Genomic DNA, 18,901 nt, shown 5'->3' with positions numbered 1-18,901 from the left:
TTACCTTTTTACCCTTAAACACCCTCCAAATATCTTACGGTATCATGTCTTCCACCGAACTGATATTGAATATCTCCTCTTCCGGCAGTTTCTGGGATGTACCGCCTGCGGCAATCATCGTCGGCTGCCATGTACGCACATGGATCACAGGGTTCTGCTCGTCGCGGAAGTCCCACAATAGGAACACATATCCGTCGTCGCTGTAACTGCTCGACCGCCATTCCTGACGCAACCGCACGCCATAAAAGTCGGGATTGTTGCGCGATTGGGTGATGCCCGGACATCCGCCTCCACTTCCACCGTCGCCTATTTCGCTGAACTTCACTTCTATATACTTGTTGCGCAGGAACGCACGGCGCAGGTTCGACAGATACTGCTGCTTGTTCTGACGGTTGTATTCCACCTTGGCATTAGACTGTCCGAGATCGTCCGGCTTCGACATCACCACCTTACCGGTAATGATAAGCGCGTCGTCGCTGAATATCTTCTCCATAAAATTGAGGTTCTTCGTGCAGTAGGCTGTACGGAACTGCTCTATGTAATCGAGGATAATCATGCGCCGTTCGGTCTCAACCACCGAGCCACACCGCTCCATACTCTCCGAAAGCTGAGCGTCGAGAGCGAAACGGAAGTCGGTGATCATCCCGTCTTTACCGAACTCTATCACCGCTTCCTGATACGTACCGCTGGTGAACGCCTCATCCTGCGGGTCGATGATAAGCGGTATCTGACGCAGCAGATAACCTTTCTTCAACGGCCAGCAGCGGTCCACTACTTCCTCGTCGTCACAGTAGAAGTGCACCGTCGACCATAACGTGACGAGCATGTTCTTGGCGTGGTCGTCCATTTTGAGACCCGCCGTGTTCACATCCCGATTACCGTTATACGCATTGTTTATCTCAGTGAGCACCTCGCCGAGGTTCTGTTGCATCTTCTCTATAATCGCCGGATCATCAAATCCCTCGTCGGTGGTTATAGTTACAGTGACCGCATTGGCGCAAACGCTTGCCAACAAGGCAATAAAACCTAAATAAAACTTTCTCATTGTCATATCCGTTATTTTTTTATTTTTACTCCTATGGCGCCGCATCCCTTATAGTTGCTTATAGCGTCGGCCTTGCCCGTCTTCATGTTCGTGCGTCCTACACCCTCGCTCAACACAGCCTGTATGTTTCCCTCGCCGGTGAATATCACCATTAGATAGTTCTCGGGAGAGGTCAACGCGCTTAACTTGTTGTACTCGGTGATCTTTCCCTGCTGTTTGAGTTGCTTTAAGACGGCAGACAGCTGGCCTGTGTTCTCAACCTTGATGATTTCCGACACCACCGCGTCAACCTTCGGATTGCCTATCGGCGTGACGGTAGACACCCCCGGCTTGGCGGCCGTCTTGACCTGCATGTCAGGCGTATCGGTCACAGTCACGTTGTTGGCAGGTATGATGTCGTTTTTCTTCACGTACATGAACGCCCTGAACATATTGCCTCTGGGCAGCATCATATCCTCCACAGCATAGTTGGTGTTAACGGTAACCACGTTGCTCGAACCGGCAAATTTCTTCTGCTTCGACACCCATTCGTTTACATTCTGATACAATATATCCTTCGCAAGGTCTATGGCGGCCTGCTTGTCGGCGAGCGTTGCCTCGCCATATATATACGAACTGCTTTTCTTTATCTTGTTGATTTCTTTCTTCTGTTCCTCCACAGATTTCTGGGCAGAGGCAAAAGAGAAAACCGTCATCGCCGCAAATACGACGCATGTAATTCGTTTTAAACCGGAAATGTTCATCATTCGTTATTATTTTATAGGTTCAAACTCCGCTACATTCAACACTTTGTCCGACACGTTGTGCAACGGTATGTAGCAGTATATCCGTGCACCGGCCGTATATTTGGCAGGATCATCCAACGCTTGTTCAGGTATGTCTACGCTAAGCAGATGCAGATATCCGCCAAGTCTGTTTACCATGAATACCGTGCAGCGGTACATGTCGCCGGCCTTGCCTTTCATTCCGAAGTACGGAGTGCATCCCTCATCCTTACAGAACTGCCATAACGCGCTGTATCTCACCGTCGCGCTGTCCGTACGCAGTCCGTATTTATCCAGTTTCAGCCTCATTTCAAGACCGTTGCCGCTTTCAGGCCGGAGCATCATGTTAGACAATGCCCTTGTCGCCATCCGGCTGCCGCTCACGAGCGACCATCCGTCCCTGTCGCTTTTTCTCTTGTAATAGAGGTCGTTCCGCACCGCCGGACTTATGAAATAGTTTCCTTTCACCGTGTAGTCAGTGCCTTTCACGGGCAATACAGGCATGTCGGTGCCACGCGATTGCGGCTCGTAACGCCGCAGATTGCGGAACAACCGCTGTTCAAGCTCTATAGCATTAAGCCCCGTGAGCAACTGATAGTCCATCTGAAACGACATTTCGAGCACTTTCCTGTCAGCCACCGACCACGATACTTTATATACATGCAGGTCCACATGGTTCTCGGTAAACATCGCCGTGGTGTCTATCGAGAGCGCCGTACGCGCGTTTCCCACGGCAAAATATACCTTTTCCCAACTCATCTTCATCCCGTATTCGGAATTTGCCGGCACTGCGTTTGCGGCCAACAGATAACGTTCGAGAAAGTCATGTACGGGCAGCGGATTTATCTCTCTCAACTGTCGTGGAAAAAGCAAGAGGCCGATATGCTCGATCTCGTTCCACTTGTTGACGCGCACCGTCACCCTGTGTTGCTTGTAACGATAGCCGTCATGCACTCCGGGACGCAACGTGTCGAGACGTTGCAGACCGGCGTATGCCGCCAACCGTTCAAGTCTTTCCGACGAAAAAGTGGCAGCCCGGGCCTCGCCAATACCTATGGCAAGTGCCACCGAAACCGCAATGAAGAATTGTCTAAGCATGGTTTTGTGCCATTAAAAAAGCAGCGCACACATTATAAAATAACATGTACGCATACTCATTGTTATCATCTGTGTACCTTGACCGTGTTGCCGTCGTTCTTATACAGGGTGACAAAAGACGGCTTGCCATTGTCAAACACACCCTCGATGCGCTCACCGCTCTCTGCCATCACGTCTTTCGTGCTCACCACTCTCTGAGATGTATTGTATCTGAGAACACCTGTTCCGTCGGGTCTTCCGTCTACAATCTCGCCCGAATATGTTCCGTAACCGAGGTTGAGCGTGCCTTGATAGCGCTCACCGGGAGCATGCTTGGGAGCCGACTGTCTTGCGGCGGGTTTGCCCACTGTCTCCTTTCCGGCGGCTGTCTCTTTCTGTTCGGGCTTATGTGTCTCCTCAACAGCCTTGCTGTCAGCCTCTGCCGGCTTAGCATCAGCAATAACTTGTGCGGTATCGTTTTTCGCGCTGTCGGCCGGTGTTGCCAATATGACGGCCTGTTCGTTTTCAGCGGCCTCATCGCCACCACCTATAGATATACCCACACCGGCTCCCACAACAGCCACCGCCACTGCGGCGATTATGGTTTTCTTTCCGTTTTTGTCCCACCACGACTTCGGTGGAGGACAGTCAAGAAGAGATTTTCCACACTCAGCGCATACAAAATCCTTGTGTGCCGAAATCTGCTGTACTTCCTTTGCTTTTCCTTTCGAGCATGACTCATTCAGACATTTACCATATCTGAAACGCACACTCTTCGAACGATTTGATGTTGCCATGTTTTTTTTTATTGTTTTATTTGTTTATTATCGTGTTCATTATTGATTGGCCGATTATAGGATTGACTTGCCAAACCGTCTTTATCCGAGATTACACAAGTCAACCCGATATACCTTATCTTGATTATTACTACATCATCGGCGGCGGAACCGGACCTCCCGTAGGAGGCATCGGCGGCATTTCAGGAGTTGCGGGAGGAGCAAATAGCGGCTGCAATGCCGGCACCTGACCTGCCGGTGTCCATGCGGCCATGCCTTCCATCCATACCATTGTCTGTGCCGTAAGCTGTCTGCCCTGCACCATCTGCTTGCACATGTCCATGTTGTAAGGCCCATATTGCTGTCCGCCAATAGCCAAGAACAGTTTAATATCCGGCTGGGCGGGTGTCAATGGCGGAGGAGCGACATGAGATTCGGGCATTACCGGAGGTACCGCACCTGTTCCGACAGCAGGCTGTTGGGCGCCTGGCATCGGCTGACCTGCCGGTTGCTGCATGGATTGCCGCTCGTTTTGCTTGCGCCATACTTCTCTCTCATAGCGTTTTACGGATATCTCTTCCTCGCTGAGGGCAAACAATGATGGAAGTTCCGTACCGTCACCCTCGCTGTGTAGCAATATAGCGTTCTTGATATCGGTTATGGGATTACCAGAATTGAGGAACTGATTATAGCGGTCTTTGTATGGTGCCATCCAATCAATGGCACGCATCGGGTAACAATACTGTATTGCTATTATGGATAATTCATCCTTACGCGGACTTTGACGATTGATTATTATACTTCCTTGCGATGCTCCATTGCCAAACTGATCGTTAAAAGCATCAACAAGCTTATTGGCAAAACGCTCCAAGCCGGGACTTTCTTCATCAGACGGTATAGACACAAGTATCGTCTTTTTATTTACACTTGCCGGATTAATAGGACTTAACTCACCTTCATTATTACGAAGATGCAATTGCATTTGATCATTATTCAATTTGAGATATACCCCACTTTGCTTTACTATCTTGGTAGCAAATTCCTTTATATCATCATCGGTAACAAGTTTCTGTTGCAGCTGTGTGAGTATATTCAGACCCAAAACTTTCTTGTCGCTATCCGCTTTCTCGTCGTGTTTGGCTTTCACTATGGCCGACAATTTTATGTCGAAAGCGTCTTTTATGTCGTCCACGCTTATCTCGTTCGTAAGGCGTCCGAAATTAACAAATTGGCCTTGAGGCAGTATAGTCTCTCTTATCTGGCGGGCTATGTTGGGCATTTCCACCTTATCTACCTTTATGTCTACCTCAAACTCGCTCATCGCCTCGTCCTCGCTGACCTCGATAATGGCTCCCTTCATGTCTTCAAGACCTTTGTTTACCTTGCGTTGCGCGCCGACAAGCCGCTCAGTCTCCTCGATAGCCTCGTTTATCTTCTGTCCGAATGCCAGTATCTCAGCGTCCATCTTACCTATCTCCACGAATACTTTGGCTGCCAGTTTCTTGGCAAATTCAAGAGCCACGAGTTTTGTTTTAGACGTATAATAGTCTGTGAGTATACCTTGATGATCGGCATAGCGGCGTGCTCCAACTCCCACCATACGCTGCAAAATTCCCAGTCGGCTCCACTCTGATACATTATCAGTACGATCCTGATCGAAAGCGGTATAGTTGTCTTTCTCCTCTTTTGTCTTGGCTTCAAGCTCGGTCCGGATTTCTCCCATGCGTTCAAGCAGCAGCTTGGATACTTTTTGAAGCTCCACTATCGACACGTCGCCGATTTTCCAACTCTCAAAGATTCCGTTCTCTATCCTATGGCGTATCTCTCTCGCCATCTCGGGAATGGCACGCTCCTTGCCTGTGTAGAATGCCTCTACACCCTCTTCACGGAAGTGGTTTGCGTAGAACTCGCCCATTATGTTGTCAAGTTCGTTCAGCGGGCAATCGGCTTTCTTTGCGTCTTCGGCGTATGTTATCGCCTTGTCGTGCCAGTAATCGTTAAACTTCGGATAGTCGGTATCGCTTTCAAGCACTTTCAGTTCGAGTGTCATGTGATCCGTATCTATCATCCATTCCGATTGCTTGTCTGCGTTAAGATATGCCTTGCGGTAATCCTTATTACGCTCTTCGTTGACAAACCCTTGGTTTTCACGCCAGTTGTTGTACTTGAATTGATATAGCACGCTCTCGCCCACGGTATATGTTATATGTTTGAGCACGCGCAGTTCGGGATACATCACGCGCTTGATACCTATCGAATTGACTTTCTTTGTGCGGGCGACAGGTATATGACCTTTCTCGTCAGGATCAGCTGCCTCATCGTATTCAAGAGCGAACTTATCCATATTCTCATAGTTATAAGCACGCAGAATATCACCGAAATGTTTCTCGTCCTCTTCATTAACAAAGAATATACGGGCAAATATATAATCGCTGATAATCTTCGGAAGCTCTTCAAGCGAGTTGACAGTCATTCCGTTTTCGTTAACATTACTATATAATGTAACACCGTTTGCCACACCCTTTATCCTATCACTATAAAGACAAGCTTTACCGGTTCCCGTCACGTCTTGCGGACAGAAACGACCGGCCTGCAAGGCATTAAGTTCATTTACGGCCGCATATCCGTTCTGATAATAACGTCCCTGATCCATGTTACTTTTCGGAAGGTGCATTTCCGGTATCATGGTGTAAACGGAAATAATGGCATCGGGGAATGTCTTGCGTGCCTGTACTATGGCATCTATGATAGAACCGGAGCCGGTACCGCCACACAATCCGGCGAATATATATACATACTTTCTTGAAGCATCACCCGAAATCTGTTCGCAACGGCCGTATGCGTCTTTAAGGGCATTCACGTAAGCGACGGCGTTTGCGGCGAAAAGCAGACGGCCGGCACGGCGCATCTGTCCTGCGGCCTGACCGAGAGACCCGATAGCCGACTTCACCTGCTCTGCGTCTTCCACTATTCCTTTCACCGAAGGGTAGTTTCCTATATGGTCGAGTATATAGCTTACGTCAACCGCCTTGATGTTCAGAAATTCCCTGTTTGTGAACGAGGCGTCTTGTCCCATCACCCTGAAATCGGGGCGCGGACGGCCGTCCTTGGGCATCATCTCATCCGTAGAGTCAACATATAGCAACTGTACGGGCAGCTTCTTACGCTCATCGTGTGTAGGGAACTCTTCGAACATACGCATCTTAAACGCACGGAGAATCTTACCTCCCGTACCTCCAAGTCCCACCAGGATATGGTTGGCTGTGCAAAAACTTTTTGTCTCTGTCATGGTTATATTTATTTTTAGTTATATTTATTTTTAGTTTTATTTATTTTTAGTTTTATTTCAATATACGGTTTTTGTTATCGGTATAGAACAAATGGCTCCATGGATACACTCACCGCCGGCGGCGGACATGAGGACGCGAACCACTGCCCGACATCGGGGCACGGCTTCTCACAGGCCGTGCCGACCGGTGGCCGAGCCTGTTTTCGACAGTTATCGTCTTCACGGCTATCACTCCTCCCACAAGCACGAAACCGAGACACCACAACAACCTGCGCACAATATACTTCTTCATGAACGAACGCAGCTCGTCGGCCATGGCGTGTGGAAGCTCAGCGGCACTGTAACCGCTGAACTCCCCACCACCTATATAGTTGTTTAGTATTGGATACTTGTCCGTCAGACTGTCTATTATGCCGCTTGACTGTTCCACGTCTATCATATCGGCGCTGTCGTAAATACTGTTCACTATCCCCGTAATCTGCTGCTCATAGTATCCGGCGGTGTTCATTATCCTTATGGATCCGCAGATGAGTATGCACTGGATTGAAAGCAAAACGAAGAGAACGGCTCCCACGGCGTATGTGGCGACGGTGAAGACGGCGTTTTTCCACCATCCTTTTATTATGAGCACAAAGAGCGCCATGCACACCATGGCTATCAACACTCCCCAGAAAATGCTGCCTGCCGAAAAACGGATAATGTCAAAAAGTGCCCACATAAAAATACTTGCCGCAATGTTTTTATGCCTGCCGTTCCCCTGACAAAGCTTTTTGATATTATCTGAACAGAACATAAAAAAAGCGTGGGAACCGCACCTGTCACTCGTCCCACGAACTGAGGCTCTAGCATTGCCCGATATTGTAGAACGAGCAACGCTTAGAGCCCACGCCGATATGTATATAACAAATTCCCCTCTGTATGCAGATATCCGAATACAACGACCCAATAGCCATTACCCCTCTACCGCAACAAAGGGGATGCGTATAAAACACATCCCGAGGACATCTACCGTTGCCTCACCCTTGACAATATCAGTTGAATTTGCTAGATTCCAGTCCGTCAAGAACAAAGCGCCATGTAAACGCCTTTTAATATGTCGTGAATCCGTATTCCCTACCCTAATCCGCCGCCTCGCAATATACACCGATACATCGCTGGCGGCCCGGCGCAGGCTTCTCATCGCTCTGGCTGTCATCAAAGGCTCGAGACCTGGATTGACGCAAAGTCGATAAATAATGGATTCATTTGCAAATATAACGATTATATTTTACAAAACAACTAAATATTGTGAAAAATATTATGTATTTTAATCACATGAGTTTTCTGGCATGAGGATAACAGTATAATCACAATATCAAGACACGCCAAAAGCAATAATAATAAAAAATAACAATGATAATTCAGAATAATATTTACAAAACGCTATCCATATTTCGCCCGTTTCAAAATTAAAAGCCAAAGGCCGGAAATAGGCGGATTATGGGCCGCTTTACGCAACAACCTGCGCGTCAGCCTAATACACCCACCACACCTATTTTCCCTACCAAACCAACCACACCTACCCTCACTATTTTTTCCATTCAGCGTCCCGTTGCCTCGCATTCAGACGCTAAACGCAAGCCAACGGGATGCCGAACGCGACGCGATTAGCTACCGAACGCGCTCCAACGGGCATCCCGTTGCGGAAAAAACCGCTTTTTACCATCCGTCGAAAAGCTGCATATCGCATTGCATATAGCGCTACGTATCGTATTCGTTTTCTATTTCAACAGAAAACAAAGTGTTAAATACGTGACTTTATCATTACATTTATAAATCGAAAACAATGGACTATCAACTGTTGATAACTCTGTGGATAACCGTGTTGATAACTTGTTTATTATCCACAGAGATTTGCGCAGCCTGTGGCAGGCAGTGGATATCAACACTGTTATTATGCGGTTTTAAGTAAGTTTTAAACAGAATATTGACGGAAAAAGATATAAACTTATTAATTTTGCACAGAAATGAAATATTGTGGATAAAGTGCCGATATGGCTAACAGTCAGCAAGTAACTATCAACAATGTATGTTGAAAAACGAATTTATTACGTTTATATCGGAATATGCAAGAATTATGAGAAAAAGTTTTCAACATATCAACATCACATCATCTACAACATTTTATTTTTTAAAAGAAGAAAATAAAAAAAATAATAATAAAACAAAGCTGATAACGGGTGGAAAAACACCGTGCGGAGCCTGTGTGCGACGAACGGAACACATCAGCCGCCGACAGCTAAAACAATGACAGCGATGATAAAAAAAGAATGGGTTGAGAAAGGGTTCATAGACGAACCGGCCGCCGTGGGAACAGACCTGAAGGCTGAGATAAGACGGATGTGTGAAGAGAAGAATGCCGTGATACTGGCACATTACTATACAAGGGGTGAGATACAGGACGTGGCCGACTTCATAGGAGACTCGCTGGCTCTGGCGCGCAAGGCTGCCGATACAGACGCGCGTATCATAGTGATGTGCGGCGTTCACTTCATGGCCGAGACGTGCAAGATACTCAGTCCGGAGAAAACGGTGCTCGCTCCCGACCTGAATGCCGGTTGCTCGCTGGCCGACTCGTGCCGTGCCGAGGATTTGAAAAAGTATAAGGAGGAGCATCCGGGGTACAAGGTGGTGAGCTATGTGAACACCACGGCCGCCGTGAAAGCTCTCACCGACGTGGTTGTGACGAGCGGAAACGCCCGCAAGATAGTGGAGGCGCTGCCTAAGGACGAGAAGATAATCTTCGGGCCCGACAAGAATCTCGGTTCCTATATAAACGAGGTCACGGGCAGGCAGATGCTTCTATGGAACGGCGGTTGCCATGTACACGAGCGTTTTTCGGTAGAGGCGATAGCGGATTTGAAGAAAGCGCATCCCGGAGTGAAGGTGCTGGCGCATCCTGAGTGCAAGGGTACAGTGCTGGCACTGGCCGACGTGATAGGTTCAACGGCGGTGTTGCTCGACTATGCTGTAAAGAGCGGTGACAGGGAGTTTATAGTGGCTACCGAGTCGGGGATACTGCATGAGATGAACCGTAAGTGTCCCGGTAAGACATTCATCCCCGTGCCTCCCGAGATCGGTGAGGGAAGCATGGGATGTTCCTGCAACGAGTGCGACTACATGAAGATGAACACGCTGCTGAAGATATACAACACTCTAAGATACGAATGGCCAGCAGTAGATGTCGACGCTGATACCGCTCGCCGGGCCGTGAAGCCTATCGAGAGGATGCTCGCAATGAGCTGACGGCGGCGATACCGGCTATTGCGAACGGCAGGGAGGCATTGAAATACGTAATGTCGTACATAGAGTTGAAAATCTCCGTCCATGTGCCGTGTGCCAGCATGCTGTGGGTAAATGCCGTGGCGGGCAGCAGAACCATCATCACGGCCGTGAAAACGAGCATCCGGACGTGATTGCCTTTCCATTTGAGAGCGAGCAAGAGCGCTGCCGTCAGCGCGATGACTGAGTCTGGGGGTGTCCCCTGCCGTGTCTGAAGCACGAACGGGTTGTATTCGGCTCCTGTGAGGGCGTCGAAATCCCACAGGGCGAGCGGCAGGAAAGTTATTATAAAGGTGATGATAACCGTCAGTGGGACGGTTATCATTATTTTTTTGTCTGTCCGCAGATAGCCGGGCAGCAGGCAGATGAACAGCGGAAAGGCCGTGGAAAGGCGTGTGCTGAGCCATAGCCCGCAGCATACCGACAATATTATGGCATGGTTTGTGAAGTCTGTTTGCCGCCGGCATATATATAATATGAAAGCACACAGCAGCATGAAGTTTGTCATCATGTCGCTCCTCACGGCTGTCTCGTACCACAGGCTGACGCTCGCCGTAAGCAGAGCGGCCGATACAATGGCGGCTGTCGTGCCGTAAGCGTACCTCACGCTTAGTATGAAGACAACTGTTGCGGCGATTACGGACAGTCCTACGTTGTTCAAAAAGTAGAATGGTATGTGTAATACCATCCACACGGGAAAAGGAGACGCAAAGCCGCCCAAATGCGTCTCGGCCATATACGGGTATTCTCCGCCAAGCAGAGCGGCTATCACGTTATGGATGGCCGACCAGCGATCCACTTGTATCTGCATGGGGTCGAAGTGGTATTGAACGGCTATCATCATAACAGTCATGGCAGGGATTATGGCGTACAGGGTCTTCGGCGAACGCATGACTGCGCTGTCTTTGTATTTATACATTATATGTATCAGTGAGAGGACGGCGAACAGATATGACATGATAATGTACCCGAACATGTCTGTCACGCGCATGGTATACTTGCATATCACCATGTATCCCACTCCGGCGTATATGACCGTGGCGGCCGATGTTATGCCGTTTCCAGGCTTGGCGATGAACTTGTCGAGTTTATAAAGAAAATAAGCGAGTAGGCAGGAAAAAGCCATGTATAGCGGAATCACTGCCGCGTTATTGTCAATATGGGCCATGAACGGAGTGTGAACCATGAACAGTTCGTATGTGGCTAAGCCTGTAACGGATAGTATTCTTGATTTTGTTGCCTCCGGAAAGAAATACGGCAGTGTGATGACGAATATTCCCAGAGGCATTTTGATGAGCAGCAGTATGATGTTGTAAGGCAGTGTTCCGATAAAAGCCCTTACGCAGTGAATTTCTTTCAACAGCAGGAATGTCATGCCCACGGCAAGCGATGACAAGCCCACGGCAAGGATTTTACGGGCGTTCCATTGCCGGATACTGCCTATGTGGCGCGAGGCCATATAGCCGGCGAAGAACGAAAAGGCTTGTTCGCTTTCCAGTTGCGGCAGAAAAACATTGGCGACACCGAACAATGCCAGTGCCGTTGTCTTATGGCGACATAGAAAACGGTTTGCCATCCAGAAGGCGGCATACCACCTCAGTAGGAAGGTTATGAACCAGAAGTCGCATTTTACGAAGAAGATATTATTGAAAAGCCACTCGGGAGTGAACTCTGCTCGGAAGGGAATGACAAGCAGCGTGAATATCCAGAACGGTATGATGATGCGTTTGAACTTCTTGGTCCAAAAACCGTAGATGCCTTTTGACTTGTAGCTTTCGTTGAGTCCGAAGCCCGATACGAACATGAATATTGCCACTCCGATGCTTGCCGGCAGGTTGAGAAATCTCGGATAACCGTCTGTCTGCATTACGTAATGCAATGCCATTATAATAATAATGGACAGTCCTTGCAGGCATCTTGTGTGCTTATGAGACAGTATTTCGGCTGCCGGCAGTGTTCGTATCATGTGTTTCGGGTGCTTTACTGTTGTTCGTTCTGTGGCTTATTGTCGTCTTGTTCGGCGGCTTTCTTTGTCTGTTAGGAATATTGTCTGTTATAGGGTGGTTGCCGGTATTTTCATCAGTTGACTATCGCTATCTTGCATACGGTGCCTTTCGAGCCGTCGGCCTTTGCCGTATGCACCATATATACGCCCGAAGCCACTCTACGGCCGTCTTTGTCACGGCCGTTCCAGGTAAACATTCCGCCGTTGCTGCGTCCCTGAGCCACTATCGCTCCGTTGGCCGTGGTTATCTTTACGTCGGCGTTCATGGAGAGACCTACCACGGTGATGAGTCCTGTGTGGTCGGGTGTCACGGGATTGGGATATGCGTATACGTTGTCGTCTGTCATGTCGTCGCTTGGCATCGTGGCGTCACTCATGTATGAGCAGAGCCCTTTGTCTGTGCCCATGAACACCTCTCCGGTGCTGTTGTTTACCGCTATCGACTCGACGGTATTGGATAAAAGCATGCTGTTGTCGAACGTGAAGTGATGTATTTCCTCGATGTTGTCGTCGCTGATGAGGTATACTCCGTTGCCGTCGGTGGCAAACCATTTCCTGTTGGCACCGTCGACTACGATGTCTCTTATCCCGATGCCGGCCAACAGGTAGTCGGCAAGGTTTGTTCCGTCGTTTCTCGGCACTTTGACCTGAGTGAATTTATAGTCGTCTTTGAATATGTCTTCTTTCTCGATGACTATCGGCCCGATGTTTGTTCCTATCCAGATGTTCCCTTCTTTGTCTTCCGTTATGGCCGGAAGTGTGGTAATGCTGCCTATGTTGGCACCGTCCTGGTTGTAGAACCTGTCGAATGCTTTGATGCCGTCGGTAGCCGGATCATAGCAGAATACGGCCGGTTTTTCCCAATAGTCGAAATTAAACCAGAACAGTCCGCGGCTGTCTTCAAACATCTTTATCATATATGTCTTCGATATTCCGTTTTTGTCGAGCAGCTCTTTCTTGTTGTGTGTGGTCCAATTACCGTCTCTTTGTAGTGCTATTACCGACTGGCCGGGTGCCATGCTGTTCAGGCACCACAACGTTCCGCCTTTATCGAAAGCGCAGGTGAACACACAATTGTAGTTATATGAGTTTAAACCTGATTTTATCGGACTGTTGTCCATGGTGTATTCCTTTTCCAACCTGCCGTTCCTGAACTCGTAAATGCCTGTCCGTCCGCATGCGAACACATGTCCGGCATCTTTCGGATCAACATCGACGCTCATTATATCGACATAGTTATGCTCGTCTGTTCCGAAGTCATCCTGATATATTGTCCAGTCATCGGATATGTTGTCGGAACGGTCGAGCACCTGGACTGTGCCGGGACGCATGAGGTCCGACAGTATGTTGTATCCGCAACCGACGGTATACAGTTTGTTGTTTCTGATCCGCATGAAGCCGAAATTATTGTATTTGGGTCCTCCGGGATTGAGTTTCGAGACGGTGGGCAGCAACCTGTCATAATCGCTCGTGTCGATATCGAACATGCTTGCGTCGTAGTCTTGGGTTATAGTCCAATTGTTTCTGTCCACTAAATTGTCGGACATAGATGCCGACATCACAATGTTATCTTTTCTTTTGACGTAAATACGGTTGCCGCTTACGACAATGCGGGCCATGCTGATGCCGAAGATATTATACGATTCACTTATCTCAGCCCTGTCCATGTCTACCTTTACCGCTCCGAAATTAGTGGCGAGATAGGCGTGTTTGCCGTGTATGAAGATGTCGTTCACGGTCTTGTCTTCCGTCATGGGTTTTGCGTACAGCGCCGAAATGTTATTCACATTGCCGTTGACATCTATGAGGTCTATGTTCGAGTTTCCGTATACGGCTATCAGGCGGCGCGCCGTTTTCGACCATGCCATATGTGTGATATACGTGTCGTTAAGGCCGTTTGTACGGTCGTAAACGGTTATCGACATGTCTTTTTGGTTATAAGAGAACAGGTTGTTAGACGCCCTTACGAACACATCATCGCCTGCCGGTACTATCTGTTGAATGTCGTGGTAGGCCAAATAAGCGTTCCATTTGCCGGTGGCGGCATTCGCCAGGCTGCCGGATATTGTGCCGATGATGCAGAAAATATAGACTGTGATTGTTCTTTTCATATTATTACGCTTGTTTTGATGTATGTCCGTAAGATGCCTTATGTCTCTCTGTCAGCAGGTAATTGTAGTTTTTCCGGCATGTGGTCATCGGTATGTCGACAGATGGGTATTCCTATCGGTAACCAATCACCGTGTTTCGGAAAACCAATGGTTAATCGTATGGTATCGGCATGCTACCTTTCCAACAGGTAACCGGCCAGTTTCTTGACCGCTCTCGCACGATGGCTGATTTGGTTTTTGATGTCGTTTCCAAGTTCGGCGAATGTCTTTTCATATCCATCGGGACAGAATACGGGGTCGTATCCGAAGCCTTCCCCACCCCTTCTCTCTCGTATTATGCTGCCGTTGACGATGCCTTCGAATGTCATTACGGTGTCGGCCGCTTGCCCATCGCCTGTCAGTATCATTGCTATCACGGTGCGGAAGCGTGCCTTCCTGTTGTCGTTGTCTCCGAGTTCGGCCAGCAGTTTGTCCATGTTGGCCTCGCTGTCGTGCCCTGCTCCGCCCGCATACCGTGCGCTGTAAACTCCCGGCGCGCCGCCGAGTGCGTCCACTTCGAGACCCGTATCGTCGGCAAATACGCTCAATCCGTAATTGCGGCGTATGTAATAGGCTTTCTGCATGGCGTTCTCTTCGAGGGTGTGCCCCGTCTCGGGTATGTCTGTCGTGCACCCGATGTCTTTCAACGATACTACTTCTATATCGCTGCCGAGCATGTTTCTTATCTCACTTAGTTTATGCTCGTTGTTTGTCGCGAATACTATTTTCATGTTATGATGGAGTTAATGGAGTTAAAGGATTTATAGCGGACAGCGTCCGCGGGAGTCAAAGACAATGGCTTTTTATTCTTTGCAGAGTTAAAGAAATAAGGGAATTAAGAAATTAAGACAATGTTTTCAGACTTGAAAGCAATCATATCTTTGTACTTATCGCTAATGGTTCAATACTTGAAAGCCATTGTCTTTGACTCCCGCGGACGCTGTCCGCTATAAGTCCTTTAACTTCTTTAACTTCAAAAATCATCTTACCAAGCCCTCAAAAACAGGTTTTTGAGGGCTTGGTAAGATGATTTTATTTAATAACCACGTTCACCATGCGTTTCGGCACGATGATAACCTTCACTATCTGCTTGCCTTCAGTGTATTTTGCGGAGCGCTCGTCGGCCAGCACGGCGGCTTCTATCTGCTTGTTGTCGGCATCGGCGGCAAACTGCATCTCGAAGCGACGCTTGCCATTGAAGGCCACACCGAGCTGCACGGTGCTCTCAACGAGATATTTCTCGTCGTGTTCGGGCCATGCGGCATCGCACACGCTGCCATCGCCTCCGAGTGCGCTCCACAACTCTTCGGCTATATGCGGGGCGAACGGGGCTATGAGAACGACAATCGTTCGGAGCAGTTCCTTGTTGCAGCACTTCTGTTGCGACAGTTCGTTGACACATATCATGAACGCCGATATCGACGTGTTGTAACTGAAATTCTCTATGTCCTGCGACACTTTCTTTATCAGCTTGTGTACCGATTTGAGCTGTCCGGCAGTCGGTTCGCTGTCGTCCCATGTGGCGTTGCCGCTCTTTTGGTCGTAGAACAAGCCCCAGAACTTCTTCAAGAAACGGTGGCAACCGTCTATTCCGTTGGTGTCCCACGGCTTGCTTTGCTCCACGGGACCGAGGAACATCTCATAGAGCCTGAGTGTGTCGGCGCCGTATTTCTCCACGATCATATCCGGATTGACCACGTTGTACATCGACTTCGACATTTTCTCGACCGCCCATCCGCACACATACTTGCCGTTTTCGAGTATGAACTCGGCATTGTTGTATTCCGGTCGCCATGCCTTGAAGGCTTCGGTGTCGAGTATGTCGCCGCTTACTATGTTCACGTCAACATGAATAGGAGTAACGTCGTATTCGTCTTTGAGGCCCAGTGAGACAAATTTATTGGTATCCTTGATGCGGTATACGAAGTTGCTACGTCCCTGTATCATGCCCTGGTTGACGAGCTTGCGGAACGGTTCTTCGCTGCGCGAGTATCCGTAATCGTAGAGGAACTTGTTCCAGAAGCGCGAGTAGATGAGATGACCGGTGGCGTGCTCGGTGCCGCCCACGTAGAGATCGACGCACTGCCAGTATCCGGCCGCGTCTTCGCTTACGAGCGCACTGTTGTTGTGCGGATCCATATAGCGCAGGTAATACGCGCTCGAACCGGCAAATCCCGGCATGGTGTTCAGTTCGATTGGGAATACTTTGACGTTGTCTATGTTAGTGTTGTCCGTTATCTCGTTTTTCTCAGTGTCCCAAGCCCATTTCGTGGCGTGTCCGAGCGGCGGCTCTCCCGTCTCCGTGGGCAGGAACTTAGCCACTTCGGGCAGTTCAAGCGGCAGCTTGTCTTCCGGAATCATGTATGGCATGCCGTCCTTGTAGTATACGGGGAACGGCTCGCCCCAGTAGCGCTGGCGGGAGAATATGGCATCGCGTAGACGGAAATTTACCTTCACGTGGCCCAGATTATTGGTTTTGACATACTCCTTGGTCTTGGCGATGGCCTCCTTTACTGTAAGTCCGTTGAGCGAGAAGCCCCCCTCTCCCACTCCGTCCGTTGAGTCGGCGGCGGCCGGCGAGTTCATCACGATACCCTCTTTGGCGTCGAAGCTCTCCTCGCTCACGTCGGCTCCCTCTATCAACGGGATAATCGGCAGGTTGAAATGCTTGGCGAAGGCATAGTCGCGCGAGTCGTGCGCAGGCACTGCCATGATGGCTCCCGTGCCGTATCCGGCGAGGACATACTCGCTGATCCATATCGGGATGTTCTTTCCCGTGAACGGGTTGACGGCATAGCTGCCCGAGAACACGCCCGTGACACGTCGGTCACTGATACGTTCGCGCTCGGTGCGCTTCTTCACGTATGCTATGTATTCGTCCACTGCGGCGCGCTGTCCGGCAGTGGTAAGGCGGTCTACGAGTTCGCTCTCGGGTGCGAGCACCATGAATGTCACACCGAATATGGTGTCGGCGCGGGTGGTGAAGATTGTGAAGCTATCGTCCTCATCCATAAGTGGGGATGAAGAGTCGGCGTCCCGGCGGCCATCGTCTGACGGCTCTACCCTTTCGGGTGAGCCTGATGGTGTTGCCACCTTGAACCTCATTTCCGTACCCTCGCTGCGTCCTATCCAGTTGCGTTGCGTCTCTTTCAGCGAGTCGGTCCAGTCTACGTTGTCCAGTCCGTCGAGCAGACGCTGTGCGTATGCCGACACGCGCAGACACCACTGGCGCATCTTTTTCTGCACCACGGGATAGCCGCCGCGCTCGCTTACTCCGTCCACCACTTCGTCGTTTGCCAGCACGGTGCCCAGTTGCGGACACCAGTTTACCATCGTCTCGCCAAGGTAGGCTATGCGGTAGTTCATCAGTATCTCCTGCTGCTCTTTCTCGGTCATGGCCTTCCACTGCTCGGCAGTGAAGTGAAGTTCCTCGCCGCAGGCCGCGTTGAGACCCTCGTTCCCGTGTTTTTGGAAAGCGTCCGTGAGTTCCTGTATCGGTCTTGCCCTGTTAGTGTCGTTGCAGTAGTAGCTTTCAAACATCTTCTTGAACGCCCACTGCGTCCAGTGATAGTATTCCGGATCGCAGGTGCGTATCTCGCGGCTCCAGTCGAACGAGAAGCCTATCTTGTCGAGCTGCTCGCGGTATCGGCCGATGTTAGCCTCGGTAGTCACCGCCGGGTGCTGTCCCGTCTGTATGGCGTATTGCTCGGCGGGCAGTCCGTATGCGTCGTAACCCATCGGGTTCAGCACGTTGTATCCGTTGAGACGCTTGTACCGTGCGTATATGTCGCTGGCTATATATCCGAGCGGGTGGCCTACGTGCAGGCCGGCTCCCGAGGGGTAGGGGAACATGTTAAGCACGTAGAACTTCTTTTTTTCCTTGTCTTCCGTCACTTTGTAGGTGTTGTCTTTCACCCACTTCTCATGCCATTTTTTCTCGATTTCTCTGAAATTGTATTCCATTTCCGTATCTTGTTTTTTTGTTTTTCGCTTTTCGCGGATGTGCCGCCGTCATCGACAGTCGTGTCTCCGGGCAACGGTTCGAGCGCTGTTGCCTGCTTTTATATTAATGTGCAAAGATAGCGAAAAGCAGGATAATAACAAAACAAACGGCTCGTTTTGTTTTCCGCCTGTTTACGGTCGTTTTCCCGTTTGTGACATTTTCAGCTCCCGCCGAACACTTGTTTTATATTTATTATTTGTAAATAAAATATCATGCGTTTTGCTCTTTATTTTCCTATGCCTGTCTATGTTTTATCGGGCGTATGGGATTCGGTTTTCATTTGTATTTTTGATAAATATCCGTTGTTGCCGGTTTGCTGTACCGTTGCGTAATGTTGAAATATCTGTCTTGTCGCGTTCGGTACCCCGTTGTCATGAGTTCGGCGTCCCGTTATGTGTAACGGATATTGTTTTGTAAATATTATTCATCGTTTTTAATGCTTTTTCGTTATTTTACCGTAAGCAAATTTAC

The 18,901-nt window shown here is 49.3% G+C and carries 12 protein-coding genes; 2 read left to right on the top strand and 10 right to left on the bottom strand.

Translation table 11 applies throughout. The annotated features are described in order from the left end of the window. Positions 1 to 34 precede the first annotated feature (34 nt). The 6 genes from HPS53_RS03300 to HPS53_RS03275 form a co-directional block, all read right to left on the bottom strand. The gene (locus tag HPS53_RS03300) at positions 35 to 1,045 is read right to left on the bottom strand and encodes a hypothetical protein (RefSeq protein WP_172204351.1); all 1,011 of its coding nucleotides are present in this window, start codon (positions 1,043 to 1,045) and stop codon (positions 35 to 37) included. Between the two features lie 11 nt (positions 1,046 to 1,056). Continuing rightward, a complete protein-coding gene (locus HPS53_RS03295) occupies positions 1,057 to 1,791 on the bottom strand; it encodes a hypothetical protein (RefSeq protein WP_172204349.1) in 735 nt (244 codons plus the stop codon). Between the two features lie 6 nt (positions 1,792 to 1,797). After that, on the bottom strand, positions 1,798 to 2,907 hold the full coding sequence (locus tag HPS53_RS03290) for a hypothetical protein (protein ID WP_172204347.1): 1,110 nt from the start codon (positions 2,905 to 2,907) through the stop codon (positions 1,798 to 1,800). 65 nt (positions 2,908 to 2,972) lie between these two features. Further along, on the bottom strand, positions 2,973 to 3,683 hold the full coding sequence (locus HPS53_RS03285) for a hypothetical protein (RefSeq protein ID WP_172204345.1): 711 nt from the start codon (positions 3,681 to 3,683) through the stop codon (positions 2,973 to 2,975). A gap of 130 nt (positions 3,684 to 3,813) precedes the next feature. Next, a complete protein-coding gene (locus HPS53_RS03280) occupies positions 3,814 to 6,951 on the bottom strand; it encodes a tubulin-like doman-containing protein (protein WP_172204343.1) in 3,138 nt (1,045 codons plus the stop codon). A 109-nt stretch (positions 6,952 to 7,060) separates the two neighbouring features. Continuing rightward, positions 7,061 to 7,669 carry a hypothetical protein gene (locus tag HPS53_RS03275; RefSeq protein WP_172204341.1) on the bottom strand — a complete coding sequence of 203 codons (609 nt, stop codon included), beginning with the start codon at positions 7,667 to 7,669 and terminating at the stop codon, positions 7,061 to 7,063. A 1,350-nt stretch (positions 7,670 to 9,019) separates the two neighbouring features. On the opposite strand from HPS53_RS03275, the gene HPS53_RS03270 reads away from it, so the two are divergent. Both HPS53_RS03270 and nadA read left to right on the top strand, forming a co-directional pair. After that, positions 9,020 to 9,241, top strand: coding sequence for a hypothetical protein (locus HPS53_RS03270; RefSeq protein WP_216651874.1), 222 nt, complete (start codon positions 9,020 to 9,022; stop codon positions 9,239 to 9,241). A gap of 5 nt (positions 9,242 to 9,246) precedes the next feature. After that, the gene (gene nadA / locus HPS53_RS03265) at positions 9,247 to 10,236 is read left to right on the top strand and encodes a quinolinate synthase NadA (RefSeq protein ID WP_172204337.1); all 990 of its coding nucleotides are present in this window, start codon (positions 9,247 to 9,249) and stop codon (positions 10,234 to 10,236) included. Here the strand turns inward: nadA and HPS53_RS03260 are convergent. From HPS53_RS03260 to leuS, 4 genes are all read right to left on the bottom strand, one after another. Beyond that, the gene (locus HPS53_RS03260) at positions 10,208 to 12,238 is read right to left on the bottom strand and encodes an acyltransferase (RefSeq protein ID WP_172204335.1); all 2,031 of its coding nucleotides are present in this window, start codon (positions 12,236 to 12,238) and stop codon (positions 10,208 to 10,210) included. The genes nadA and HPS53_RS03260 overlap by 29 nt on opposite strands. A 113-nt stretch (positions 12,239 to 12,351) precedes the next feature. Next, positions 12,352 to 14,388 carry a two-component regulator propeller domain-containing protein gene (locus tag HPS53_RS03255; RefSeq protein ID WP_172204333.1) on the bottom strand — a complete coding sequence of 679 codons (2,037 nt, stop codon included), beginning with the start codon at positions 14,386 to 14,388 and terminating at the stop codon, positions 12,352 to 12,354. Positions 14,389 to 14,561: 173 nt separating this feature from the next. Further along, positions 14,562 to 15,158, bottom strand: coding sequence for a non-canonical purine NTP diphosphatase (locus HPS53_RS03250; protein ID WP_104369216.1), 597 nt, complete (start codon positions 15,156 to 15,158; stop codon positions 14,562 to 14,564). Positions 15,159 to 15,459: 301 nt separating this feature from the next. Further along, positions 15,460 to 18,390, bottom strand: coding sequence for a leucine--tRNA ligase (gene leuS, locus HPS53_RS03245; RefSeq protein ID WP_172204331.1), 2,931 nt, complete (start codon positions 18,388 to 18,390; stop codon positions 15,460 to 15,462). Between the last annotated feature and the right edge of the window lie 511 nt (positions 18,391 to 18,901).

It is taken from the genome of Prevotella sp. PTAC (genome assembly GCF_013166535.1).
Classification (GTDB): Bacteria; Bacteroidota; Bacteroidia; order Bacteroidales; family Bacteroidaceae; genus Prevotella.
The sequence above is the reverse complement of the archived record's forward strand: the minus strand, read 5'-3'. Positions and strand labels throughout refer to the sequence as shown.